The organism is Pseudomonas sp. BN414 (genome assembly GCF_029871275.1).
GTDB lineage: Bacteria > Pseudomonadota > Gammaproteobacteria > Pseudomonadales > Pseudomonadaceae > Metapseudomonas > Metapseudomonas resinovorans_C.
This window is the reverse complement of the sequence record NZ_SSOL01000065.1, coordinates 145832-169856: the sequence shown is the minus strand read 5'-3', so window position 1 is coordinate 169856 and position 24025 is coordinate 145832. Positions and strand designations below refer to the sequence as shown.

At 63.5% G+C, this 24025-nt stretch carries 24 protein-coding genes and 2 tRNA genes; 7 read left to right on the top strand and 19 right to left on the bottom strand.

What is annotated here, in order from left to right:
* Positions 1–58: 58 nt before the first annotated feature.
* Complete coding sequence (locus E8E95_RS13855; RefSeq protein ID WP_179060264.1) at positions 59–1138, bottom strand: LOG family protein; 1080 nt, start codon at positions 1136–1138, stop codon at positions 59–61.
* A gap of 221 nt (positions 1139–1359) precedes the next feature.
* Entirely contained in the window at positions 1360–1773 is a 414-nt protein-coding gene (locus E8E95_RS13850; protein ID WP_280351001.1) for a quorum-sensing-regulated virulence factor family protein, read from the bottom strand.
* A 203-nt stretch (positions 1774–1976) separates the two neighbouring features.
* Between E8E95_RS13850 and E8E95_RS13845 the strand changes: the two genes are divergently transcribed.
* Positions 1977–2687 (top strand): tRNA-uridine aminocarboxypropyltransferase, encoded by a 711-nt coding sequence (locus E8E95_RS13845; RefSeq protein WP_280350999.1) that lies wholly within the window; start codon positions 1977–1979, stop codon positions 2685–2687.
* Here the strand turns inward: E8E95_RS13845 and E8E95_RS13840 are convergent, their stop codons facing one another.
* Positions 2688–3593 (bottom strand): DMT family transporter, encoded by a 906-nt coding sequence (locus E8E95_RS13840; protein WP_280350997.1) that lies wholly within the window; start codon positions 3591–3593, stop codon positions 2688–2690.
* Positions 3594–3795: 202 nt separating this feature from the next.
* Between E8E95_RS13840 and erdR the strand changes: the two genes are divergently transcribed.
* Both erdR and E8E95_RS13830 read left to right on the top strand, forming a co-directional pair.
* Positions 3796–4446, top strand: a complete 651-nt coding sequence (gene erdR / locus E8E95_RS13835; RefSeq protein WP_280350995.1) for a response regulator transcription factor ErdR — start codon at positions 3796–3798, stop codon at positions 4444–4446.
* Between the two features lie 72 nt (positions 4447–4518).
* Positions 4519–4884 carry a diacylglycerol kinase gene (locus E8E95_RS13830; RefSeq protein WP_179060259.1) on the top strand — a complete coding sequence of 122 codons (366 nt, stop codon included), beginning with the start codon at positions 4519–4521 and terminating at the stop codon, positions 4882–4884.
* 3 nt (positions 4885–4887) lie between these two features.
* Here E8E95_RS13830 and E8E95_RS13825 read toward each other — a convergent pair whose 3' ends face one another.
* Positions 4888–5814 carry a LysR family transcriptional regulator gene (locus E8E95_RS13825; RefSeq protein WP_077527712.1) on the bottom strand — a complete coding sequence of 309 codons (927 nt, stop codon included), beginning with the start codon at positions 5812–5814 and terminating at the stop codon, positions 4888–4890.
* Positions 5815–5946: 132 nt separating this feature from the next.
* On the opposite strand from E8E95_RS13825, the gene fpr reads away from it, so the two are divergent.
* Entirely contained in the window at positions 5947–6726 is a 780-nt protein-coding gene (fpr, locus tag E8E95_RS13820; RefSeq protein WP_077527713.1) for a ferredoxin-NADP reductase, read from the top strand.
* A 58-nt stretch (positions 6727–6784) separates the two neighbouring features.
* On the opposite strand, the gene E8E95_RS13815 is transcribed toward fpr, so the two are convergent.
* Positions 6785–7198 (bottom strand): VOC family protein, encoded by a 414-nt coding sequence (locus E8E95_RS13815; protein WP_280350992.1) that lies wholly within the window; start codon positions 7196–7198, stop codon positions 6785–6787.
* Positions 7199–7258: 60 nt separating this feature from the next.
* Between E8E95_RS13815 and E8E95_RS13810 the strand changes: the two genes are divergently transcribed.
* Positions 7259–7561, top strand: a complete 303-nt coding sequence (locus E8E95_RS13810) for a putative quinol monooxygenase (protein WP_077527715.1) — start codon at positions 7259–7261, stop codon at positions 7559–7561.
* A 124-nt stretch (positions 7562–7685) separates the two neighbouring features.
* On the opposite strand, the gene tsaA is transcribed toward E8E95_RS13810, so the two are convergent.
* The 6 genes from tsaA to rimO all read right to left on the bottom strand — a co-directional run bounded on the left by tsaA (position 7686) and on the right by rimO (position 11981).
* Positions 7686–8378, bottom strand: a complete 693-nt coding sequence (gene tsaA, locus E8E95_RS13805) for a tRNA (N6-threonylcarbamoyladenosine(37)-N6)-methyltransferase TrmO (protein ID WP_280350989.1) — start codon at positions 8376–8378, stop codon at positions 7686–7688.
* Between the two features lies 1 nt (position 8379).
* The gene (locus E8E95_RS13800) at positions 8380–8565 is read right to left on the bottom strand and encodes a hypothetical protein (RefSeq protein WP_077527717.1); all 186 of its coding nucleotides are present in this window, start codon (positions 8563–8565) and stop codon (positions 8380–8382) included.
* A 64-nt stretch (positions 8566–8629) separates the two neighbouring features.
* Positions 8630–9400: an SDR family oxidoreductase gene (locus E8E95_RS13795; RefSeq protein WP_280350986.1), complete on the bottom strand. Its 771-nt coding sequence runs from the start codon at positions 9398–9400 to the stop codon at positions 8630–8632.
* 95 nt (positions 9401–9495) lie between these two features.
* Positions 9496–10137, bottom strand: coding sequence for a glutathione S-transferase family protein (locus E8E95_RS13790; protein ID WP_077527719.1), 642 nt, complete (start codon positions 10135–10137; stop codon positions 9496–9498).
* A 49-nt stretch (positions 10138–10186) separates the two neighbouring features.
* Positions 10187–10537, bottom strand: coding sequence for a DUF393 domain-containing protein (locus E8E95_RS13785; RefSeq protein WP_280350983.1), 351 nt, complete (start codon positions 10535–10537; stop codon positions 10187–10189).
* Positions 10538–10658: 121 nt separating this feature from the next.
* Complete coding sequence (gene rimO, locus E8E95_RS13780) at positions 10659–11981, bottom strand: 30S ribosomal protein S12 methylthiotransferase RimO (RefSeq protein WP_280350981.1); 1323 nt, start codon at positions 11979–11981, stop codon at positions 10659–10661.
* Positions 11982–12190: 209 nt separating this feature from the next.
* On the opposite strand from rimO, the gene E8E95_RS13775 reads away from it, so the two are divergent.
* Positions 12191–14095: a potassium transporter Kup gene (locus E8E95_RS13775; protein ID WP_280350979.1), complete on the top strand. Its 1905-nt coding sequence runs from the start codon at positions 12191–12193 to the stop codon at positions 14093–14095.
* A gap of 117 nt (positions 14096–14212) precedes the next feature.
* Here the strand turns inward: E8E95_RS13775 and E8E95_RS13770 are convergent, their stop codons facing one another.
* From E8E95_RS13770 to E8E95_RS13745, 6 genes are all read right to left on the bottom strand, one after another.
* Positions 14213–14761 (bottom strand): cytochrome b, encoded by a 549-nt coding sequence (locus tag E8E95_RS13770; RefSeq protein WP_280350977.1) that lies wholly within the window; start codon positions 14759–14761, stop codon positions 14213–14215.
* 74 nt (positions 14762–14835) lie between these two features.
* Complete coding sequence (locus E8E95_RS13765) at positions 14836–16107, bottom strand: AcvB/VirJ family lysyl-phosphatidylglycerol hydrolase (protein WP_280350975.1); 1272 nt, start codon at positions 16105–16107, stop codon at positions 14836–14838.
* A gap of 7 nt (positions 16108–16114) precedes the next feature.
* A complete protein-coding gene (mprF, locus tag E8E95_RS13760) occupies positions 16115–18760 on the bottom strand; it encodes a bifunctional lysylphosphatidylglycerol flippase/synthetase MprF (RefSeq protein ID WP_280350974.1) in 2646 nt (881 codons plus the stop codon).
* A gap of 215 nt (positions 18761–18975) precedes the next feature.
* Positions 18976–21381 (bottom strand): GGDEF domain-containing protein, encoded by a 2406-nt coding sequence (locus E8E95_RS13755; RefSeq protein WP_280350972.1) that lies wholly within the window; start codon positions 21379–21381, stop codon positions 18976–18978.
* A gap of 141 nt (positions 21382–21522) precedes the next feature.
* Positions 21523–21599, bottom strand: a tRNA-Met gene (locus tag E8E95_RS13750).
* 116 nt (positions 21600–21715) lie between these two features.
* Positions 21716–21792: transfer RNA gene (locus tag E8E95_RS13745), tRNA-Met, on the bottom strand.
* 188 nt (positions 21793–21980) lie between these two features.
* Between E8E95_RS13745 and dinB the strand changes: the two genes are divergently transcribed.
* On the top strand, positions 21981–23036 hold the full coding sequence (gene dinB, locus E8E95_RS13740) for a DNA polymerase IV (protein ID WP_280350970.1): 1056 nt from the start codon (positions 21981–21983) through the stop codon (positions 23034–23036).
* 142 nt (positions 23037–23178) lie between these two features.
* On the opposite strand, the gene E8E95_RS13735 is transcribed toward dinB, so the two are convergent.
* Together E8E95_RS13735 and E8E95_RS13730 are read right to left on the bottom strand one after the other, a co-directional pair.
* Complete coding sequence (locus tag E8E95_RS13735; protein ID WP_280350968.1) at positions 23179–23586, bottom strand: META domain-containing protein; 408 nt, start codon at positions 23584–23586, stop codon at positions 23179–23181.
* Entirely contained in the window at positions 23583–24023 is a 441-nt protein-coding gene (locus E8E95_RS13730; RefSeq protein WP_179060245.1) for a hypothetical protein, read from the bottom strand. The genes E8E95_RS13735 and E8E95_RS13730 overlap by 4 nt, the downstream gene beginning before the upstream one ends.
* Positions 24024–24025: the final 2 nt, after the last annotated feature.

Genomic DNA, 24025 nt, shown 5'->3' with positions numbered 1-24025 from the left:
GAGCCATGCGCGACTGCGCATGGCTGGTTGCTGGACAGGATTGATTACGCTCGCTGGATCAGACGTTGCTGGCCCAGTGTTGCGGCAGGTTGATGAAGTCGATCAGCTCGCGCAGGCGGCCGTGGTCACGGCCATTGAAGCGAAATGCCAGGCGAATGAGCTCACTGAACTCCGGCTCATCCTTCTCCGACTCCAGATAGGCCTGTTGGCTGAAATCGCCTTCCAGACACAGGTCGGCGAACTGCTCCTGAATCTGGTCGAGGGCCCTTCCGCTGAGCGGATGATTCATGCGGATCACAAAGCTGTTCTTCAGCCAGCGACTGGAATGGTAGTTGCGGTAGAACTGTGCGATTTCGGCTGCGGCTTCGTCCGCATTGCGCACCAGACGCATCAGGTTCATGTCGCTGGGGAGGATGTAGCGGTTGCGTTCAAGTTGCTCGTGGAGGAATCCGATGGCGTCCTCCCAATAGCTGCCATCCGGTTCGTCCAGCAACACCACCGGGACGACCGGGCTCTTGCCGGTCTGGATCAGGGTCAGCACTTCCAGTGCTTCATCCAGCGTGCCGAAGCCACCCGGGCACAGCACCAGCGCATCGGCTTCCTTGACGAAGAACAGCTTGCGTACGAAGAAGAAGTGGAACGACAGCAAGTGCTCGGTGCCGTCGACCGTTGTGTTGGCGTGCTGTTCGAAGGGGAGGGTGATATTCAGCCCGAGGCTGTTTTCAAGTCCCGCACCTTCATGGGCTGCGGCCATGATGCCGCCGCCGGCGCCAGTGATGACCATCAGGTCGCGCTTGGCCAGTTCAGCACCCAACTGGCGGGCGAGGTTGTAGACCGGATGACCCTCAGGGGTCCGCGCGGAACCGAACACGGTGACTTTACGCCGCCGCTTGAACTGCTCCAGTACGCTGAAGGCGTGCTCCATCTCGCGCAGGGTCTGCAGCATGATCTTGGCATCCCAACGGTTACGGTCAGCCTGTGCCATGCGCACGACGGTAATCAGCATTTCGCGGTAGAGCGCGAGGTTGGGACTGCCGCTGGGAACGGTAAGGTTGATCAGCTCATCGACCTTCTGGGTCAGATCGATTCCACTGGTCTGGAAGTGCCGGGAGAGATAATCGTCCGGATCATAGGGCATAGCATTCTCCTTGCTCATCAACATCTCTGAGCAGCTCCGCTGGCTATGTCCGGAATCCGGGCGACCCAGGCGAGCCGCTCAACTACAGCTTGCGGCAGGGAGCGGATCTTTTCCAGCCAGCCGCCTGAATGTACAGCGGCAAAAAGTCCGGAGCATTGCGTAGCGCGTCAGGGAAGAGCAAGGAGGAGGCGCTCCCGAAGCTGGGAGCGCCGCGCAAGCGATCAGTTGGTCTTCGCCTTGAGACCGCAGTCCTTGGCGGTGAAACGCTCGGAAGTAACCGGGCGATTGGTCTTGTACTCACTGAACTCGTAACGCAGGCCAGCGCCGCGTGCCAGCAATTGACGGTAACCGGTATTGCGGCAAACGCTGGCGGCCAGTTGCGCGCGTACAGCATCAGGGTTTGCGCGCATCTGAGCGGCATGGCCCTCGCGTACGCTGAGGTGGTTCACCAGTTCATTGCCATCCACCGTGTAGCCCTGGTCGAGAATGTCCTCGTTGATTGCGCGGGGCGTGCCGGCGCTGCTCTCCTTGGCCACTTGCTCGAGCATCTTGCTGAGCTCGAAGTCCTTCAGAGAGGCGGCCTGGGCGAACAAGGGCAGGGTCGCGCAGAGGGCGAGGGCGGTGAGGCGCAGCATGGAAATCTCCTAACGAAAAGTAGCTGTTTGACCAGCGCGGCAATTGTGCGTTCGCAGGCAGGGCTTGTCGCGTGGAAAATCTGTCGCAGCCGGTCGCGCCACGGCGCCTCTGGTAGAATCGTTCGATCCTTTCCGACCATTCTGACGCGCAGGCCGCCTTCCGGTATGCGGGTCGATCAGCTGCTGTACTGGAATCTGCTTCGATGAGTCACGCCGTTTTCCGCCTGCGCGCCGATTGCCTTGCGCGCAGCACCCGTCCCTTCGTGGCCCGTGGGTCGCGTTCGCCGCGCTGCCCAGGATGCAGGGTTGCCTTCGAATATTGCTTCTGCGCATGGCGTCCCAAGGTCCCAGTGCGTTCCGGTGTGTGCCTGATGATGTACTACTCCGAGCCGATGAAGCCGAGCAACACCGGCTGGCTGATCGCTGACCTCGTGCCTGACACCTGGGCGTTCGGCTGGTCGCGTACCGAGGTGGACGAGGCGTTGCTCGGCTTGCTGGAAGACCCGCAGTGGCAGCCTTATCTGGTGTTCCCCGGTGAGTACGCGGCGCCTGATCGCGTGGTGGACAGCGTCGAAGTGGCGGAGGGCAAGAGGCCTCTGTTCATCCTGCTCGATGCCACCTGGACCGAAGCGCGCAAAATGTTCCGCAAGAGCCCTTATCTGGACCGCTTTCCGGTGCTCAGCCTGACGCCGGAGCAGATTTCCCGCTATCAGTTGCGCCGCAGGAAGAACGAAGAGCACCTATGCACCGCCGAAGTCGGCGCGCTGTGCCTGGAGCTGGCGGGTGATGAGCAGGCCGGGGGCGCGCTGAACGCCTATCTGGATGTGTTCACCGAGCGTTACCTGGGCGCCAAGCACAAGCTGCCCCTGGACGAGGCAAGCCCGGCGCACCTGGCGCTCAGCGTCTTTCTCTGATCAGGCTTCGGCCTTGGCCGGAGTCGTCTCGGCTTCGCGTTTCTGTGGCCAGAGCTGAGCCACCAGCATGCCGGTGAACATCAGGGCACAGCCGAAGTAACCGCGCGTGTGCAGGGATTCATCCAGCAGCAGGGCGCCTGCGATGGCGGCGAACACCGCTTCCAGGGACAGGATGATGGCGGCGTGAGAAGCGATGGCGTGGCGCTGCGCAACCACCTGCAGGGTGTAGCCGATGGCGACGGCGATGACGCCGCCATAGAGGATGGCCGGTCCGGCCTGGAGGATGGCGTCGAACCGGATTTCTTCGAACACGACAGCCAGCACCAGGCTGACCACCGCGCACACGGCGAACTGCAGGATGGAAAGGCGGATCGGGTCGTAGCGGCTGGCGAAGAAACCGACCAGCAGCACATGCACACCCCAGACGCAGGCCCCCGCCAGTTGCAGCCAGTCACCGGATGCCACGTGGAACCCCTCACCGACGCTGAGCAGGAACATGCCGATGACCGCCAGGCTGGCCCCCAACCAGGTTCCCATGCCGGTCCGATGGCCGAGGAAGAGTCCCAGCAGCGGCACGATGATGACGTAGAGGCCGGTGATGAATCCGGAGTTGGTGACGCTGGTGAAGAGCAGGCCCACCTGCTGCAGGTTGATTCCGAGCGATAGCGCCAGACCCATCAACAGTCCGCCGAGCAGCATGCCGCGATTGAGCGGTTGCTTGACCGCCGGCTTGGGCAGTATCAGCAGCAAGGGCAAGAGAATCAGTGCGCCAAGGGCGAAGCGCAGGCCGGTATAGAGGAAGGGGCCGATCGCATCCATGCCCAGGCGTTGGGCGACGAAAGCTGCGCCCCAGATGGCGGCAGTGATCAGCATCAGGATATCGGCGCGCAACGCTTGGCTTCGCATGGTGTTTCTCGACGGGAAAAGCCGAGAACTTTGCCGCAAAGCGTTCGACTTGACCACCCCGTCCCGGCTCGGCATTCTGGGCGCCGCTTTACGGCCTGCCCGTATCAAGCTTCGGGTCCTGGTCAGCGTATCCCGTTGTGCCGAAATGCCTCTCCACACCCCAGAGAGGCGTGTCTGGGCCCATTACAAAAAGGACATGCCCATGGCCTCATACGAAATTCTCATCGCCGATGACCACCCGCTGTTCCGCAGCGCCCTGCAGCAAGCCCTGACCCTGGGCCTCGGGCCTGAGGTGCGACTGGTGGAAGCGGCGAGCATCGCCGAACTCGAGAGCCGGCTGGCTGAGCGTGCCGACTGGGATCTGGTCCTGCTCGATCTGAACATGCCTGGCGCCTACGGCTTCTCCGGACTGGTGCTGCTGCGTGGCCAGTACCCGCAGATTCCCGTCGTGATGATCTCCGCACAGGAAGAAGCGGCGGTCGTCGCACGCTCCCGCGAGTTCGGCGCAAGTGGTTTCATTCCCAAATCCAGCCCGCTGGAAGTGATCCAGAGCGCGGTGCGCGCGGTACTCGATGGCGACACCTGGTGGCCGCCGCAGCTGCAGGAAGCCCAGGCCCTGTCCGACGAAGCCAAGGCCGCCAGCGAAGGACTCGCCAGCCTGACGCCCCAGCAGTTCCGCGTACTGACGATGGTCTGCGAAGGGCTGCTGAACAAGCAGATCGCGTTCGAGCTGCATGTCTCCGAAGCCACCGTGAAGGCTCACGTAACGGCCATCTTCCGCAAGCTCAACGTTCGTACCCGCACCCAGGCCGCGCTGCTGCTGCAACAGATGGAATCGATTCCGTCGGCCTGAGCCCGGGCATTTCACGCAAATTTGAAGCGCGTTGCGTTAGGCTGCGCGCTCCTTTCAAAAGCCCCTTCTTCTATGTCGCCATTCAAAGGCCAGACCGGCCTCAAACGCATCTTCAATGCCGCAGGCTATTCGTTCGACGGCCTGCGTGCCGCCTTCACCGGCGAAGCCGCCTTCCGCCAATTGGTGCTGCTCAATGTGGTGCTGATTCCGCTGTCGTTCTTCCTTGATGTCAGTCGTGGCGAACGCGCACTGATGATCGGCGCCTGCCTCCTGGCGTTGATCGTAGAACTGCTGAACTCGGCGGTAGAGGCGGCCATCGACCGCATTTCCCTCGAACGCCATCCGCTGTCGAAGAATGCCAAGGACATGGGCAGTGCAGCGCAGTTCACCGCACTGACCCTGATCACGGCGGTCTGGGCCACCATTCTCCTCGGCTAATCCTCAGGCAATCGGCGGTAGCACGATCTCGTCGCTGCGGTTAACGCCTGCGGTCAGCTCCCGGCACTGTTCGAGAAACTCGCGCATGGCTGCCGTCTGGAATTTCTGCCGGTGCCAGATGAAGTAGAACTGCCGACGCAAATCGATGTCCGGGGTTTCCAGCGGCACCAGGCTGCCGCGGCGGAAGGCATCGCGCAGCGCCAGGCGCGAGATGCAACTGATGCCCAGGCCCGACTCCACCGCACGCTTGATTGCCTCGGTGTGCTCGAGCTCCAGCCGGATGTTCAGCGGAGTAGGGTGATGACGCATGGCCTGGTCGAAGGTCAGCCGTGTGCCGGAACCCCGCTCGCGAAGGATCCAGGCCTCGCGGCTCAGCTCCTCCATGCTCGCCTGGCCCTTGGCCGCCAGCGGGTGCCGGGGTGCACAGAACACCACCAGTTCATCTTCCACCCAGGGCACGACTTCGATATCCGGGTGCTGGCAGTCGCCTTCGATTAGACCCAGATCAAGTTCGTACAGAGCGATCTGCTGGACGATATTCGCCGTGTTCTGCACATGCAGGCTTACTTGGCATTCCGGGTGGCGTTGCATGAAGGCGCCGATCAAGAGGGTCGCTAGATAGTTGCCCACAGTGAGTGTGGCGCCGACATCAAGAGAGCCGAAGCCCGTCTTGCCATTGAGCAGATCCTCGATCTCGCGCGCCTGGTCCAGCAGAGCCACGGCCTGGGGCAGCAACTGGCGACCGAGGGCGCTGAGACTGAGACGCTTGCCCGCCCGGTCGAATAGCTGGCAGCCGGATTGGCGCTCCAGTTCGGTCAGTGAAGTACTGGTCGCCGATTGCGACAGCGACAACTGCTCCGCAGCGCGGGAAACGCTTTCCTGCTGTGCGACGGCGACATAAACCTGCATTTGTCTGAGAGTAAATCGCATATCTATATAACCGATAACCTATATCTTGATAATTCAGTTAACAGATATTGTGGCGGTCATTACAATGTCGCGCAATTGCGCCCCCTGACCTGTGCGGCGCTGGCGAATTCCCAAACTTTCGGAGCCCCGTAAATGAGCAACATGAACTCCGAGCGCATCCTCAGCGTTCATCACTGGAACGACACGCTGTTCAGCTTCAAGTGCACCCGCGATCCGGGCCTGCGCTTCGAGAATGGCCAGTTCGTCATGATCGGCCTGCAACAGCCCAGCGGCCGTCCGCTGATGCGCGCCTATTCCATCGCCAGCCCGAATTGGGAAGAGCACCTCGAGTTCTTCAGCATCAAGGTGCCGGATGGTCCGCTGACCTCCCAGCTGCAGCACCTCAAGGAAGGCGACGAGATCATCATCAGCAAGAAGCCCACCGGCACCCTGGTCCTCGACGACCTGAATCCCGGCAAGCACCTGTACCTGCTGAGCACTGGCACGGGCCTCGCACCTTTCATGAGCGTGATCCAGGACCCGGAAACCTACGAGCGTTTCGAGAAGGTCATCCTGGTCCACGGCGTACGCTACGTGAACGAAGTCGCCTACCGCGAGTTCATCACCGACCACCTGCCGAAGAACGAATTCTTCGGTGAGGCCGTGAAAGACAAGCTGATCTACTACCCCACCGTGACCCGCGAACCGTTCGAGAATCAGGGTCGTCTGACCGACCTGATGCGCAGCGGCAAGCTGTTCGAGGACATCGGCCTGCCGCCGATCAATCCTCAGGATGACCGCGCGATGATCTGCGGCAGCCCGAGCATGCTCGACGAGACCAGCGAAGTGCTCGACAGCTTCGGCCTGAAGATCTCCGCGCGTATGCGCGAGCCGGGTGACTACCTGATCGAGCGCGCCTTCGTAGAGAAGTAAGCCTCGAAAGCTCCAACACAAAGCCCGCCAATTGGCGGGCTTTGTCGTTTCCAGGGAGTCAGACCGGAGAGCTGAAGCGTTGCCCGGAGATCGCCGGGTGGTAGATCGGCTGGATCTTGTTCCCGGCCGGGTCCAGCACGTGGAAGCTGTGGGCGCCGTCGCCATGGGCGAAGGGACGGTCGAGCATGGTCACGCCCTGGGCCTTGAGGTAGGTGTACCAGGCCTCCAGCTCGTCAAGACTGTCCACCACGAAGCCGTAGTGATCCACTGCCTGCGCGCCGCTGCTGGGGGCAAAGGCGCGACCGAGGGAGAGATTGTCGTTACCGCAGGTGAGGTAGACCAGGTCCTCGTTGGCGCGATTGAGGACTTCCATGCCCAGCACATCCACGTAGAAGCGCTCGCATTCCTCCAGATTGGACACGACGATGGCGATATGGCGCAGGCCATTGAGACGGCTTGGACGGCTGGGCATTTCTTTGACTCCGTTTTTGTATACAATTTTCAGGAAATATAAGACAAAACGGAGTTAAACGTGTACTGCCTTCTCCTCAAGACCCGTCTGCGTCCTGGTAGCCTGGACGCATTTATGGATGCCATGCGTATCAATGCCGCCGCCTCGGTGCGCGATGAGCCCGGCTGCCTGGTGTTCGATGTGCTTCAGGATCGCAGCGATCCCAACCTGGTATGGCTCTATGAGGTCTATACCGACGAAGCCGCATTCGAGGCACATATGCTGACCCCGCACTTCCTCGCCAGCCGGCCGCTGGTGGAGCCGCTGATACTCGAGCAGGATTGCATCGAAGCCGACTCCCTGGCGCTCAACCCGGCCCGCTGAACAGCGGCTCTTTTTTGTAGGTTCGGCGATGAGCAAGGCGCAGGGATCATGCGCCAGCAAAAGCAAATCCACGCTCCAGGATCGTGGATATTTACTCGCGATTGAAATCGCTGCCCCGGAAAACTCAGCCCCGCGCAATCTCCAGCACCCGAATCCGCCCCGGTTCGGGGTAGTGCCAGCGCACATCCACATCCCACAACCGCGCGCCATAGCGGCGCTCGGGCTCGGGCTTCTGATAGGCCGGGCGCGGGTCTTGCGCGAGGCACTGTTCGACCAGTTCGGCCAGGGGCTCGCCCAAGCGCTGGCCATGCTCATGGGCCTGGAGCAGGGCACTTGGTTCCCAGTCCACGGGAATCAGGTCTGGCGCAGCATCGGCAATGGCATTCAGCGCCCCATCCTGGCGATCGGCGTAGGGCACATAGGGTTTGATGTCGATCACTGGAGTGCCGTCCAGCAGGTCGATGCCGGATAGCCAGAGTCGGCCGGCCTCTACCTTTTCCAGCTTCACCACTGACTGACCGATGCCGTTGGGACGGTGAGTGGAGCGGCTGGCGAACACGCCGATGGACTGGTTCCCGCCCAGGCGCGGCGGACGCACCTTCAGGCGCGGCTTGTCTTCCAGCGCCTGGTGGAAGAGAAACAGCAGCCAGACGTGGCTGACCTGCTCCAGACCTGCCACGGCTTCGCCTGTGTCGAAGGGCGGCACCAGTTCCAGCACGCCGCGGGCGGCTGGAGCCAGATGCGGCTGGCGCGGGATGGCGAATTTTTCCTTGAAGCAGGAGCGGACGTAGCCGACCGGCGAGATGACGTGCTGCATATCAGTAGGGAACGCGGCAGCCGGCGTCGCGGAATGCCCCACCCAGGCGCAGCCAACCCTCGCCCGGGCTGGTCTGGGCACACGTCAGCGCGCCGTCCAGCTTGCTTTGCCAGATGAAGAACGGGACCGGCGCGGCGAAGCTCGGGATGGCCAGGGTCAGCAGCAGGGTGAGGAGGGTGAGGCGCATGGGGTCATTCCGGTGAAGTGCGCGGCTACCCTAGCGCCGCTCCGGGCGCCGCGCAATAGACCGGCTACAGGTGGAAACCACCGTCGATGGGAATGATGGCGCCGGTCATGTAGGCCCCCGCGGTGCTGGCCAGGCTGATGGCCAGTGCGGCCATCTCTTCACCCCGTCCCCAGCGCTTCATCGGGATCAGCGCGGTATCGCGTGCCATGGCTTCCGGGTCGTTGGCGATGAAGCGGGTCATCTTACTGGGGAAGCGGCCGGGGGCGATCACGTTGACGTTGATGTGTTCGGCCACCAGTTCCCGAGCCAGCATCCGCGACAGCTGATGCAGCGCGGCCTTGCTCGGGCCATAGGCGTACGCTTCCTCGCCATGAGAAGTAATGCCCGCCACGGAGCCGATATTGATCACCCGTGCCGGGCTCGCTTCACTGCCGGCCTTGCGCAGCAACGGCAGCAACTGCTGGATGCAACTGAATACCGACGTGACGTTGAGCTGCATGACCTTCTCCCAGCCTTTCGCCGGATAACTTTCCAGGGGCGCGCCCCAGGTGGTACCGGCGTTGTTCACCAGGATGTCCAACTGTTCCGTGCGTTGCGCCAGCGCTTCGGCCAGGTTCCTGGCGCCTTCTTCACTGGATAGGTCCGCAGCCAGGCCTTCGCATTGGCCGAAGACAGAGAGTTCGGCTGCAGTTTCACGACAGGCTTCGGCGTCGCGGGCGCAGATGAATACGCGGGCGCCGGCTTCGAGAAAGCCCTGGGCGATCATTCGGCCGATGCCGCGGGTACCACCGGTGACCAGGGCTGTGCGGCCCTGAAGACTGAAATAAGTGTGCATTGCGAACCTCGCGAGTGAGCCGGGAAAGGCCCATACCCTAGCCCCGGCATAGTCGGGGCGGGGGCATTATCGAGGTGCGGAATGCAGCGGCATTGTCACGCCGGAGCCGCCTGGGAAGCCGCCAGCTCGGCATCCTTGGCCAGGGCGCGCTTGTAGGCCGGGCGTTCGATGAAGCGTGCGATGTAGTCCTTGATCGCTGGGACTTCCGGAATCAGTCCGAACTGGGTCGTCCAGTTCAGCGCGCTGCCCCAGAGCACGTCGGCGGCAGTGAACCGCTCGCCAAGCAGCCAGGGACCTTCCTTGAACTGGCCGAGCAGGGTCTTCATGACGCTGTCGAAATCGCCGTAGGGCGAGCGCGATTCGGGGATTGGCTCGCGCTTCTGCACGCGATCCACCACGGCCGGTTCGAAACAGGAGCCGTAGAACACCATCCAGCGCAGGTACGGTCCGCGCAGGGGATCGCCCAGCGGCGGTGCCAGTTTGGCTTCGGGGTAGAGATCGGCGAGGTAGAGGTAGACCGATACCTGCTCAGTGACAACCGCATCGCCGTGGGTGAGGGTGGGCACCTTGCCCATGGGGTTGATGGCGAGGAACTCGGGCTTGCGCTGCTCGCCGAGCTTCATATTCATCACGTGGAGGTTGTACTCCACGCCCAATTCCTCCAGCAGGGTCAACGCCCCCGTGGATCGGGTATAGGGGCAGTGGTAGAGGGTTACCTGGCGGTTCTCGGTAGTCATTGTTCTGGTTCCGCGTGGTCCATGGATGAAGCGAGTCTAGACCTTGCCCCTAGAGCCTGCCGTCCCGGCGCAGGCGGCGCAGTACCCAGCGGCGATAGGCCAGAGACAGGAGCGGTTTGATGAGCGGCAGGCCGATCATCCAGGCCAGCGGCGCCAGCCTCGGAACACGGGCAAGCAGGAGGATATAGGCATCCAGCTCGCGGTGAATGCGGCCGGCTTCATCCTGGACATGGAGTTCGGTGAGGGCGAGGTACGGATCGATGCCAAGGGCGCGCAGTTCTCCGTCGCGGCCGGTGATGTCGATCCATTCCACGCCTGCGGCGGCGCGGGGGAGGGAATCGTACCAGCGACGGTCGGCAATACAGCGCGGGCAGGCGCCGTCGTAGAAGACCTTGAGCATGCTCAGGCTCCAGTGATGGGTATCGCTACGCTCCACCACATCCTACGACCAAGAGGGCGCATGAGTGTGCCCCAAAAGAAAAAGCCCCGCATCAGCGGGGCTCTTCCATTCAGCTATCGACTCAGACCAGCTCGGCCCACATGTCGTACTCGTCGGCGTCGACGATGCGCACGCGCACCTTGTCGCCCGGCTTCACGCTGGTGGACTCGATGAACACGCTGCCATCGATCTCCGGTGCGTCCGCCCAGGAGCGGGCCACGGCGCCTTCGTCGTCGACTTCATCGATCAGCACGTCCATTTCGCGGCCGATCTTCAGCTGCAGGCGAGCGGTGGAAATGGCCTGCTGGTGCGCCATGAAACGCTCCCAGCGGTCCTGTTTCACATCGTCCGGCACCGGTTCCAGGCCCAGGTCGTTGGCCGGGGCGCCTTCCACGGGGGAGTACTGGAAGCAGCCGACGCGGTCCAGTTGGGCTTCGGTCAGCCAGTCCAGCAGGTACTGGAAGTCTTCTTCGGTCTCGCCGGGGAAGCCGACGATGAAGGTAGAACGGATGGTCAGGTCCGGGCAGATCTCGCGCCACTTCTTGATGCGCGCCAGGGTCTTGTCCTCGAAGGCCGGGCGCTTCATGGACTTGAGCACTTTCGGGCTGGCGTGCTGGAAGGGGATGTCCAGGTACGGCAGCAGTTTGCCTTCGGCCATCAGCGGGATCACGTCGTCCACGTTGGGGTACGGGTAGACGTAGTGCAGGCGGACCCACACGCCCATGGCGGACAGGGCTTCGCAGAGCTCCAGCATGCGGGTTTTCACCGGCTGGCCGTTCCAGAAGTCCAGTTTGTACTTGAGGTCGACTCCGTAGGCGCTGGTGTCCTGGGAGATCACCAGCAGCTCCTTCACACCGGCCTTGACCAGGCGCTCGGCCTCGGACAGCACATCGCCTACCGGGCGGCTGACCAACTTGCCGCGCATGGAGGGGATGATGCAGAAGCTGCAGCTGTGGTTGCAGCCTTCGGAAATCTTCAGGTAGGCGTAATGACGCGGGGTCAGCTTGATGCCCTGCGGCGGTACCAGGTCGACGAAGGGGTCGTGGTCGGCCTTCGGCGGGACCACTTCGTGCACGGCACTGACCACTTGCTCGTACTGCTGCGGACCGGTCACGGCCAGCACGCTGGGGTGCACGTCACGGATGGAGTCTTCGGACACGCCCATGCAACCGGTGACGATCACCTTGCCGTTCTCGGCGATGGCTTCGCCGATGGCGTCCAGGGATTCGGCCTTGGCGCTGTCGATGAAACCGCAGGTGTTGACCACGACTACGTCGGCATCCTGGTAGGTCGGCACGATCTCGTAGCCTTCCATGCGCAGCTGGGTGAGGATGCGTTCGGAGTCGACAGTGGCCTTCGGGCAACCCAGGCTGACGAATCCGACTTTGGGAGTAGCGGTGGACATTGCGGCTAACCTCGATGGGCGCTCGGGAGGGCGCCTCTGATCAAAAAGTGCGCAATTCTAGCGGCAGGCGTCAGCCATTTCCACCCTCATCTGTTGTCATTTCGCGGCTAGCCTGTAGGAAGCTGGTGAGGAATGAGTGGGATGCTTCTCATTGCAGGGAAGGCTTCTCGAATTGATGCGCGGCAACAGTCATCAACAGGAAGGTTTAGATGAGCGGAAGCATCTCGCAACCTGCCGAGCAGCACACCGGACACGCGGCTTCCGGCCTCGGCATGCTGGTCGCCGCAGCCGGGGTGGTCTACGGCGATATCGGCACCAGCCCGCTGTACACCCTCAAGGAAGTGTTTTCCGAACAGTACGGGGTCCAGGTCAACCATGACGGGGTCCTGGGGGTTCTTTCGCTGATCTTCTGGTCGCTCATCTGGGTGGTCTCGATCAAGTACATGCTGTTCGTGTTGCGCGCCGATAACGACGGGGAAGGCGGCGCCATGGCGTTGACCGCCCTGGCTCAGCGCGCTGCCAAGTCCTACCCCAGGCTGAAGCTAACGGTGGTGCTGCTCGGCCTGTTCGGCACGGCGCTGTTCTACGGCGACAGCATGATCACCCCAGCAATCTCGGTGCTTTCGGCTATCGAAGGTCTCGATCTGGCATTCGACGGCATCAGCCACTGGGTGGTGCCCCTGTCGTTGATCGTGCTGGTGGGGCTGTTCCTGATCCAGAAACACGGCACCGCGCGAATCGGGATTTTCTTCGGGCCGATCATGGTGCTGTGGTTCAGTGTGCTGGGTGCCCTCGGGGTCTACGGGGTTCTCCAGCAGCCCGAAGTGCTCAAGGCGATAAATCCGTACTGGTGCCTGCATTTCTTCATTACCCATCCGGGTGTGGGCGTGGCGATTCTCGGGGCGGTGGTGCTGGCCCTGACCGGGGCCGAGGCGCTGTACGCCGATATGGGCCACTTTGGCCGCAAACCCATCGCCCGTGCCTGGTTCTTCCTGGTGCTGCCGGCGCTGGTGCTGAACTACTTCGGCCAGGGCGCGGCGATCCTCGCTGATGCCAACGCGGCGCGAAATCCCTTCTATCTATTGGCACCGGGCTGGGCGCTGTTGCCGATGGTGCTGCTCTCTACCATGGCCACCGTGATTGCGTCCCAGGCGGTGATTTCCGGCGCTTTCTCCCTGACTCACCAGGCCATGCAACTGGGCTACATCCCACGCATGTTCGTGCAGCACACATCGCAGCAGGAGCAGGGGCAGATCTACATCGGCGCGGTGAATTGGTCGTTGATGGTGGGCGTCGTGCTGCTGGTGCTGGGCTTCGAATCGTCCGGCGCGTTGGCCTCGGCCTACGGCGTGGCGGTGACGGGCACCATGTTTATCACGACGTTGCTGGTGTCGGTCGTAATGCTGCTGCTGTGGAAAACGCCCTGGTGGCTGGCGGTTCCGGTGCTGCTGGGCTTTCTCTTCGTCGACAGCCTGTTCTTCGCCGCCAACGTGCCAAAGATCCTCCAGGGTGGCGCATTCCCGGTGATTGCCGGTACCGCGTTGTTCGTCCTGATGACCACCTGGAAGCGTGGCAAGCAGATCGTGGTCGAGCGCCTGGACGAATCCGCGCTGCCATTGCCGCTGTTCATCGCCAGCATCCGTTCGCAGCCGCCGCATCGGGTGCAGGGCACAGCCGTATTCCTCACCGCGCGGACGGACGCCGTGCCCCATGCACTGTTGCACAACCTGCTGCATAACCAGGTACTGCACGAGCAGGTGGTGTTGCTGACGGTTATCAGCGAGGACACGCCACGGGTGGCAACGGATCGGCGTTTCGAAGTGGATGCCTACGGCGATGGGTTCTTCCGGGTGATCCTGCACTTCGGTTTCATCGAGGAGCCGGACGTCCCGGCGGCGCTCAAGCTCTGCCACCTCAATGAACTGGATTTCAGCCCGATGAGCACCACCTACTTCCTCAGCCGCGAGACGGTGATCCCCACCAAACGCATCGGCATGGCGCGTTGGCGGGAGGCCTTGTTCGCCTTCCTGCTGAAGAACGCCAACAGCAACCTGAAGTACTTCAACCTGCCGCTGAACCGGGTGATCGAGCTGGGAACGCAGGTAGAGATTTGAGGGGGGCGCTACAGGTCTGCAACGCCCCACGAGGCGGATGTCGGCATCCTACGTTGGGCTTCGCTTCGCTCAGCCCAACCTACAAGGGCGAACCAACGCGTCCGATGTCACGAGGGGTCAGTTGCGCCCCGGCAGCATCCGCACCAGGGTGTTGTCCCGGCTCACGTAGTGGTGGAACAGCGCGGCCACCGCATGCAGGCCAATGAGCCAGTAACCCGCGGTGCCGGCCAGTTCGTGGAGTTCCTTGATCTGGCCGGCCAGTTCCTTGTTCGGGCCGATCAGCGCGGGCAGTTCCAGGCCGAAGAAGGGGATGGGCTTGCCAGCGGCGCTGAGGATCAGCCAGCCGGCCAGGGGCGCGCCGATCATCAGGGCGTAGAGCGCCAGGTGCATGAGCTTGGCGAGGGCGTTCTGCCAGCTTGACGGCGCGGGCTGGATGGCCGGAGTTGGCGACATCATCCGCCCGATCAGGCGCAGCCCAACCAGGAAGAACACGGCCAGGCCGAGCATGAAATGCCAGTGCTTGAGCAGTTCGCGGGTTTCGCTGCCTTTGGGGAAGTTGCCCTTCAGCTCGATGCAGGCATACACGGCAGCGATCAGGACCAGCATCAGCCAGTGCAGGGCGATGGACAGACTTCCGTAGCGGGCAGGTGCGTTCTTGAGAATCATCACGGTTCCTCTTTCTCGTTATCGAAACGGCCGGAGAGGATAGCCGCTTTGTCTTAAGCGAATCTGAACCCAGATCAATCCCTTGCCAGCGATGCCTGCCGTTTCTCCACTGCTGCCAGCAGTTTCTCCGCCAATGCCGGATAGTTCTCGTCGTAATGGTGGCCCCCCGGCAGCTCCAGGTTTTCCCCGACGGCCCCCGGTTGGGTGCAGCCGCTTTCGTTGGCTTCTTCCTTGCCGAACACGCATAGCACCTTGGCGGGCGGCAGTCTGGTTAGTTCGGGGCCGGTGGCGGCTTCCTGGCCGGATTTGCCAAGCCAGCCCTGCACTTCGATCTCGAAGCTGCCGCTACGCGCGAGGGCCAGCAGCAGGATCGCGTCCACCTGGTCCTGGTCGGCCTTGGGCAGTCGGTTGTAAAAGGCGGGCAGCACGTCGGCGCCAAAGGAGTAGCCGGCCAGCACGAAACGCTTGGCGCCCCACTTTTCACGGTACTGCTTCATTAGCCGACTGAGATCGGCGGCACCCTGTTCAGGACTCTTGTGCTGCCAGAAGTAGCGCAGCGCGTCGATGCCGACCACTGGATGCTCACGCTTGGCCATCTCGTCCGCCACGGCGCGGTCCAGGTCACGCCAGCCTCCGTCCCCGGAATAGAACAGGGTGACGGTTTCGACGGGTTTGGCCGCCGGCACTTCCACCACCGGCAGAGGCTCGCCCTGGCCCTGCAGAAGGCTCGCGAGGCGCTGCTGGAGCAGTTGCACGAGACTCGTGTCGTAGTCGCTGATCAGGGTTTCGGCGTTGGCCTGGTTGCGCGCGAATGCGGCGCTGGGGTCGTCCGGGTTGTCGTTCCACGCCGCTAGCCAGTGGCCGTGGGGAGCCCGTTGCGGCAGGGCAGCGGGGCAGTCCGGGGTATCGAGGCTGAAGTCGATGGACAGGGCCTGGGCGTTATCGTTGTCTTGCCCTGCCAGCCAGCGCCACGCAAAGGACGCGCCCGGGCCGATGCCGGCTACCAGCCCAGGCTCGCCGCCGAGGGTGTCACGGGCCAGTTGCAGGTGTTGCTGCTGTGCCGCGCAGTCCTTTTCCGGCAGGTCCAGCTGAAGCAGGCGTGCATTGCCGCTGCGTGCCAGCGCCAGCAGGTCGGCGTCTGCCAGGCGTTGGTCGCCGCTGGCCAACAACAGCACGCGGTGCTGCACGGCGCCAGCCGGACTGGCCAGGGTCATGGCGCTGCCATCCGGCGATTTAGGGTGATCCAGTCGGGCCTGGGGCGCCGGGCGGCTCCAGATCAGCAGGGCTGCGCCGACCAGGGTCAGGATCAGGATCAGCAGCAGGCGTCGCCAGTTGCGTTTGAGCATGAGCACCTCAGCGTTTTACCAGTCCGGTGAAGCCGCCTGCGATCAGGGCTGCGGTATCGGCCAGTGCCACCAGCGGGTCGAGGCCAGCGGGCACGGCCATGTAGCGCGGCTCCCAGTCGGGCTGGAACTTTTCCTTGAAGCGGCGCAGGCCCTGGAAGTTATAGAACTGCTCGCCACGGCGGAAAATGAGCGCGCCGAGGCGCTGGGTCAGGGGCGCGCCCCGGCGCGGCTGAAGGCCGGCCAGCGGCACCATGCCCAGGCTGAAGCGGGCATGGCCGCGCTCCTTGTAGTGCAGCAGCAGGCTGAGCATGAGGAACTCCATGGTCAGCTTTGGCGCGTGGGGATGGACGCGCATCAGGTCGATGCTGGAAAGGACGTTGCCTTCGGTTTCCAGGAGGTTCGCGAAGGCCACCGGCTTGCCCTCGAACTGGATGGTGGCGATGCGGAAGTGGCTCAGGTAGTCCGGGTCGAAGCGGCCGAGGGAGAAGCCTTTCTCCCGTGCCTGCTTGCCCTGCATCCAGGCTTCGGAAATGGCCTGCAACTGGTCCAGCGGCGCGGTGCCGGCTTCGTAGATCTGCAGGTTGAGACCGTCGCGCTGGCCACGGCTCAGGGTATAGCGCAGGTCCTTCATGGCCTTGTTCTTGGCGTCCAGATCGAAGCGGGTCAGGTCGACGCGGGCTTCCTCGCCCAGCTTCAGGGCCGACAGACCAATGTCCATGTAATAGGGCAGGTTTTCCGCACGGACCTGGTAGAACACCGGTCGCGCATGGTGGTGGTCGCACAGATCGCGGAACTGCCATATCAGTTCGGCGCGTCGATAGGCCGGGCCAATGGGGTCGAACAGGGCGACCAGGCTGCGGCCGCGCCGGGCATACATGAGGAACGCGTCGCCCTGCGCATGGAACAGCAACGCCTTGTCGCCGGTCAGCACCAGGCCGCCGTCGGGCTGATCGGAGGCGCGGATTACCGCGGAGGCGCGCTGCAGTTCGTCGTCAGTCGGCTCGTGGATGGTCGGCGGCACCGGGCGTAGCAGCCAGGCCAACGCGATACCGGCGAGCAGGACGCCGCTGGCCAGGGAGGCGCGCAGTGCGCGGGGCGCATCGCCGTCTACCTCGAACTGCCACCAGAGCTCATGGCTGTAGGGCACGTCCTGGAAGGCGAAGAACATCACCCAGATCGCCGCCAGCAGGACGCAGGCACTGGCCGCCAGGTTGAGCGGCGAGAAGGGCATCTCCAACAGGCGGCTGGGGCGGTAGAAGGCCGCACGGAAGATGGCCAGCAGCACGGCCGTCATGGTCAGCAGGCTCGCCTCTTCCCAGTCAAAGCCCTTGAGCAAGGACATCCCGGCACCCGCGAGCAGCAGCACCACGGTCAGCGCCCAGGCCGCCGACAGGCGATGACGCAGCCCGTGGGCCAGCAACAGGCAGAGCACGCCGACCAAGCTGGCGACCAGGTGCGAGGCATCGATCAGACGGTGGGGAATGAGAAAACTCAGGTGCTCCAGGCGGACATCCGCAGCTGGAGTGACGCCGGAAAACAGGAGTACCACGCCGCTGAGGAACACCAGCAGCGACAGCACCGGTGCAGCAAGGCCGGAGGCGGCACGCAGGGCCTGGCGGCCGGCGGGGAACAGGCGCTGGGCTTCGTTGGCGAGCAGCAACAGGCAGGCCAGCACCAGTGGCAGGCCGACGTAGATCAGGCGGTAGAGGAGCAGTGCGGCCGCCAGCGGCGCGGCCCCCAGCTGGCCGGCGAAGGCCGCCAGCAACACGGCCTCGAATACGCCAACGCCGCCGGGTACATGGCTGAGCACGCCGGCGGCCAGGGCCAGCATGTAGACCAGCAGGAAGGCGCCAAGGGGCGGTGCTTCCGGCAGCAGGACATAGAGCACGCAGGCCGCGGCGCAGACGTCCACCACGGTGATCAGCAGTTGCAGTGCCGACAGGCGCAGGCCCGGCAGTCGCACGCTGCGGTTGCCCAGGGGCAGGTCGATGCAGCCGGGCACTGGCGGCTCGGCCGCACGCTGACGCGAAATCCAGAAGACGAGCCCACCACCGGCCAGCAATACGCCCAGTGCAAGGATGATCACCAGACTTTCCGGCAGGCCCAGGGCAATGGAGGCGGCGGCCGGGGCGCTCAGTGCAGCCAGGGCGGCCAGCGGCGGCAGCGCCGAGCCCAGGGCCAGGCTGGCGAACAGCGTGATGCGGGCGATGTCGCCGGCGCCCAGGTCATTGCGTCCGTAGAGGCGGAAACGCACCGAACCGCCGGTGAGCATGGACAGGCCGACGGCATTGCCGATTCCCGACGCACAGAAGCTCCCAAGGGCCATGCGCGGCAAAGGCAGGTGCACGCCGGCGAACCGGCAGCCGGACCACTCGTAGCCGACGTAGGCGATGAAGCTGACCGCGGTGGCGCCCAGGGCCAGGAGCAGGCTGCTGCCAGGGACGTCATGGATGGCGGCGCGCAATGCATTGGGGTCCAGTTCCCGCAGCAGGTGCCAGCAGGCCAGCAGGCCGAGGACGAAGACCAGCAAGGTGAATGCAACGACGATCCACTGCCGATAAGCCGTGAGGCCGTCCAGCCAGCGTAGCGGGGCGGGTTCTTCGTTGAGTTGGCCGTTGACCGGGTTTTCCGCTGGCGGAGTGTTGGCGCGCATCAAGCACCTCTAGGCAATGTGCGCCACTGTGTGTGGGCAACGACGGCAAGTTCCAAGTGCCGGGCAGAACTTTTTTCTTCGCCGGCACGGCCATGCGGAAGCACGGGGAACGGCCGGGTTAGCGCCAAGTCTAGGCGAGTGCAGGGGAGCGGCTGTCGCGGGGAGTCGGGGGCGGCAGGAGGCGAGCGGCAATTTGTCGCGGCCAGGCCCGCCGGTCAATGCCAGACCGAGCGGGTCTCCCAATCGCGGAATTGGTCGGCGGGGATCGGCTGGCTGATCTTGTAGCCCTGGGCGATATCGCAGCCGTATTGGCCGAGCTGAGTGAGGGTCAACTGGTCTTCGACCCCTTCGGCGACCACCGTCAGATCCAGGTTATGGGCCAGTTCGATGATGGAGCGAACGATCTTCGCCGAGCCATCGTTGCTGGTCATGGCGCTCACGAAAGACTGGTCGATTTTCAGCGAATCCACCGGCAACCGCTGTAAATACGCAAGGGAGGAGTAACCGGTGCCGAAATCATCGATGGTCAGGTGGGCGTCCAGTTCCTTGAGCGCGCTGAGGGTCTGCATCGAGGCAACCGGGTCTTCCATCAGTGCGCTTTCGGTCAGCTCGAACTCGATCCAATGGGGTTTGGCTCCCCAGGTGGCGAAAGAGCCCTGGATACGCTCCAGCAGGCGTGGGTCGCGCAGGTCGTGGGCGGAGAGATTGACCGAGATGGGGCGTTCATCACCCTCCTCATGCCAGGCGTAACGCTGGCCCAGGGCGGTATCCAGGACCCAGAGGGTCAGCGGGGTGATCAGTCCGGTGTTCTCCGCCAGGCGGACGAACTCGTCCGGGGGCAACATGCCGTGCTGCGGATGGCGCCAACGCACCAGGGCCTCGGTGCCGCAAACACGGTTGCTGGCGATATCCACTTTGGGTTGGTAGTAGAGCAGCAGTTCGTTGCGGTCGATGGCGCGGCGCAGGTCACCCATCAGGGTCAGGTGCTGGGCGCATTCCTGGTCGAGTCCACCCTGGAACACCGCGAAGCCCGCATTGGAACGCTTGGCTTGCTCCATGGCGCTGCCGGAGCGGCGGATCAACGCTTCCGGCGCCGTGCCGTGGCCGGGATAGAGCGCAATGCCGATGCTGGCGCGGGCTTCCAGATAGAGCCCGGAAAGCTCCACCGGGTCGTACAGCGCGGTGAGAATCTGCTTGGCCAACTGTGAGGCATGCTCGGCGCCGCTGTTGGGCATGAGCACGGCGAATTCGCACTCGCCCATCCTCGCCACGGTACGTTCCGGCCCTACCACCTGCTTCAGGCGGGAGGCGATCTCGATCTGCAGGCGGTCGCCTTCGCGGTAGCCGAGGGTTTCGTTGATTTCCTGGTTGCGGGCGATTTCCAGGTGCAGCAGGCCGAGCGGGCGGCGTTCCTGGCGGGCGGTGGCGATGGCGCTATCCAGCAACTCGTGCAGGCGTACCCGGTTGGGCAGGCCGGTCAGCGCATCTTCATAGGCCATCCTGCGAATGGTCGCTTCGGCTTCCAGGGCGCGGGACCGGGTGCGCAACGTGGCGATGCCGAAACCCAGGTCGTTGGCCATGGCCAGCAGCAATTCCACTTCCTTTTCATCGAAGGCGTCGGCACTGGTGGCCATGATCACCAGCATGCCGATGAGGTTTCCTTCAACTTGCAGCGGGAGTGCCAGGGCACCGGAGAACCCCAGTTCGACAGCTTCTTCATGCAGTGCGGCGGCGGAGTCGCCGAGCAGGTCGCGCATTACCAGCGGATTACCGGCGAGCAGCGCCTGCTCCAGTTCGCCGTGGAAGGTCCGGTCATGACTGCCGGCGCCCCAGCCCTGGCAGATGCCATTGGCCGCGTGGCAGGCCATCACCTTGTAAGGATGTGCCGAATCGTCCTGGCGGTAGTCGACCCAGGCCTGGCAGTAGCCGCATTCGTCCACCAGGACGCGGCATATGTCTGCCAGCAGCGGGATTTCGCTGGTGGCGTGGATCACCGCATGGTTGACCGCTACGCGAGTGGCCAGCGCGCGATTGAGGGATTCCACCTGGAGTTCGGCCTGACGGCGGCGCGCCTTGCTACGCAGGGCCTGAAGGCCGAACGCCATGTCATCGGCGGCTTCGCTGAGCAGTTCCAGTTCGCGTTCGCCAAAGGCGTCGGGCTCCTTGGCGCAGATGGCCAGGGCGCCGAAGATCTGGCCGTCCACCCGCAGGGGAAGGGAGAGGATCGAGGCGATGCCGTGGGTGACGGCGCTTTCCCGCCATGGGCTGAGCCTGGGGTCGGTGAGGATATCGCGTGTGATGTTCGGTTTGCCGGTGCGAATGGCGGTGCCGGTGGTGCCGTGTCCGCGTTCGCTGTCGGACCAGGTGATGTTCAGCGAATCGATATAGGCGCGGTCGAGCCCGACATGGGCCAGGGGCGTTACCGTTTGCGCTTCATCATGTTCGGCGCGGCCGACCCAGGCCATGCGGTAGCCGCCTTCTTCCACCACCACCCGGCAGATTTCCTTGAACAGGAAGCAGGGGTCCTCGGCACGCAACAGGGCGCGATTGCAGCCGCTCACCGTGCGCAGGGCGCGGTTGAGGTATTCGACTTCCTCGCTGGAGGCGCAGTAGTCGGCCATGGCCAACCTCCATCTGGTGGATGGGTGCGCTTGAAGTATAGAGGCCGGGTCTTGTCCGGTCGGTCGGCTGACGAACAGCCTGGACGGACGGGGAGGCGGAAACGAAAAAGGCCACTCCGAAGAGTGGCCTTTTCCTAATGTTGGTTGCGGGAGCTGGATTTGAACCAACGACCTTCGGGTTATGAGCCCGACGAGCTACCAGACTGCTCCATCCCGCGCCGGCAATTCTACAGATCGGCGGGAGGCTGTCAAACGATTTCTGCTTTTTAAATCAAATACTTAATTCGAACCCAAACGAAAAAGGCCACTCCGAAGAGTGGCCTTTTTCTAATGTTGGTTGCGGGAGCTGGATTTGAACCAACGACCTTCGGGTTATGAGCCCGACGAGCTACCAGACTGCTCCATCCCGCGGCGGCAATTCTACAGTTCTGCGGAGGGCTGTCAAACGATTTCTCAGAAAAATTCTTTTTCCCTCAAATATTTAGCAAATCGTGATGATCACGAAGGCTGGCTCACTACTGCGCTAGAGCGGCCGGAGAGAGTGCCGGCTGCTGTATCATCGCCGGTTACCTGAACCCTCTGCGCGTCACCAGCCCGCCATGCCGCAACGAAAGATCATCCACATTGACTGCGACTGCTTTTATGCCGCGATCGAAATGCGCGATGACCCGGCACTGGCGGGTAAACCCCTTGCAGTGGGCGGCTCCCCGGACAAGCGCGGGGTCGTGGCCACCTGCAATTACGACGCCCGCGCCTACGGGATACGTTCGGCCATGCCGATGCGCACGGCGGTCAAGCTGTGTCCGGACCTGAACATCGTCCGGCCACGGATGGATGTCTATAAATCAGTGTCGCGGCAGATCCACCAGATTTTCCGCGACTACACCGAGATCATCGAGCCGCTGTCCCTGGACGAGGCTTACCTGGATGTCTCCGACAGCCCGCATTTCAACGGCAGCGCCACGCGCATCGCCCAGGAAATTCGCCGGCGAGTGGCAGCGGAACTGCACATCACGGTGTCCGCCGGTGTCGCCCCCAACAAGTTCATCGCCAAGATCGCCAGTGACTGGCGCAAGCCGGATGGCTTGTTCGTAGTCACGCCGGACCAGGTGGACGAGTTCGTCGCTGCGTTGCCGGTGAGCAAGCTGCATGGGGTGGGCAAGGTGACGGCGGAGAAGCTCGCGCGCCTGGGTATTCGTACCTGCGCGGACCTGCGCGACTGGAACAAGCTGGCGCTGGCGCGGGAATTCGGCAGCTTCGGCGAGCGCCTCTACAACCTGGCCCGTGGCCAGGACGACCGCATCGTGCAGGTGGACAGCCGTCGACAGTCCATCAGTGTGGAAAACACCTACGACCAGGATCTGCCGAATCTGGACGCCTGCCTGGAACAGCTACCCGCCCTGCTCGACGAGCTGCGGGGGCGCATGGCGCGGCTGGATGCCAGCTACAAGCCGGATAAACCCTTCGTGAAGCTGAAATTCCACGATTTCACGCAGACCACCCTGGAACAGTCGGGCGCCCGTCGAGACCTGGACAGCTATCGGCAACTGCTCAGCACGGCATTTGCCCGTGGCGACAAGCCGGTGCGCCTGATCGGAGTGGGGGTGAGGCTGCAGGATCTGCGTGGCGCGGTCGAGCAGCTGAATCTCTTTTAAGGCACGACCTGCTTTTACCTGTGGGGGCGAATTCATTCGCCAAGCAGGCCGAAGGTCTGCCCTTCGACGCCGAGAGGGGCAGCGTTGCTGCCCTTGGCGAATGAATTCGCCCCTACAAGAGAGGGGATCGACGCGGCGAAGCTCAGCCTTCCACCGGCCAAAGCCGGATCGGCTTGCCCTCGGCGGGCCACAGGCGCAGTTGGTCGATGGGGGAGATGTCCCAGCGTTGCACCTTGCCCAGCGAATCGAGGAAACGCTGTTCCTGCTCCATCAACGCCGGGGCGCACATCTTGCGGGTACTGCCGGGCATGCCAAAGGTGAGTTTGTCGCCTTCCAGGGTGTAGGACGCGAACCAGTGGTTGCAGCCGGCGTTGCCGTAGGCGCGGTTGTCGTCGCCCAGCGTGATGGTCAGGTGGCTGCGGTCGATCAGCGGGCGTTCGCCGATCCACTCCACCTGATAGGTCGTGCCGGTTTCCAGTTGCGGACGATCGGTGGCGCAACCGGTGAGGGCTACGGCCACTGCAGTCAGCAGCAGGGCCTTTCGGGTCATTGAGTGTCCTCCTGACGGCAGTTCGGGCAGTAATGCTTGCCAGCCTGGCCACGCCAGCCCAGCTCCGCGATACGTGCTTCGGCCGCGGGTGCCTGGGCCTGCTTGCCGAGGCCGCCGTCGACGGCGAACTCGAAGTCCAGGTGCGCGCCGCAGGCGTCGCAGTCCACTTGCCAGTTGTGGATCGAGAGTTCCTTGAAGACCGGGCCCTTGGCCACCGCCAGCCATTGGCCGGGCGGGTTGATCAGGTGGCGGACCTTGTCCACGGTCAGGCGCATGCTGAGGTCGCGGCTGCCTTTGAGGGTCACCAGCAGGGTGTCGCCGCTCTTGATCGAGCCGCCGGTACCCGTGACCTGGTAGAGGCCCGGGGAGAGGGCGCGGCATTCGTTCAGGGTGTGGGCGGGGTTGAGCAGGTTGTAACGGAAATCGTGTTCGGCCATAG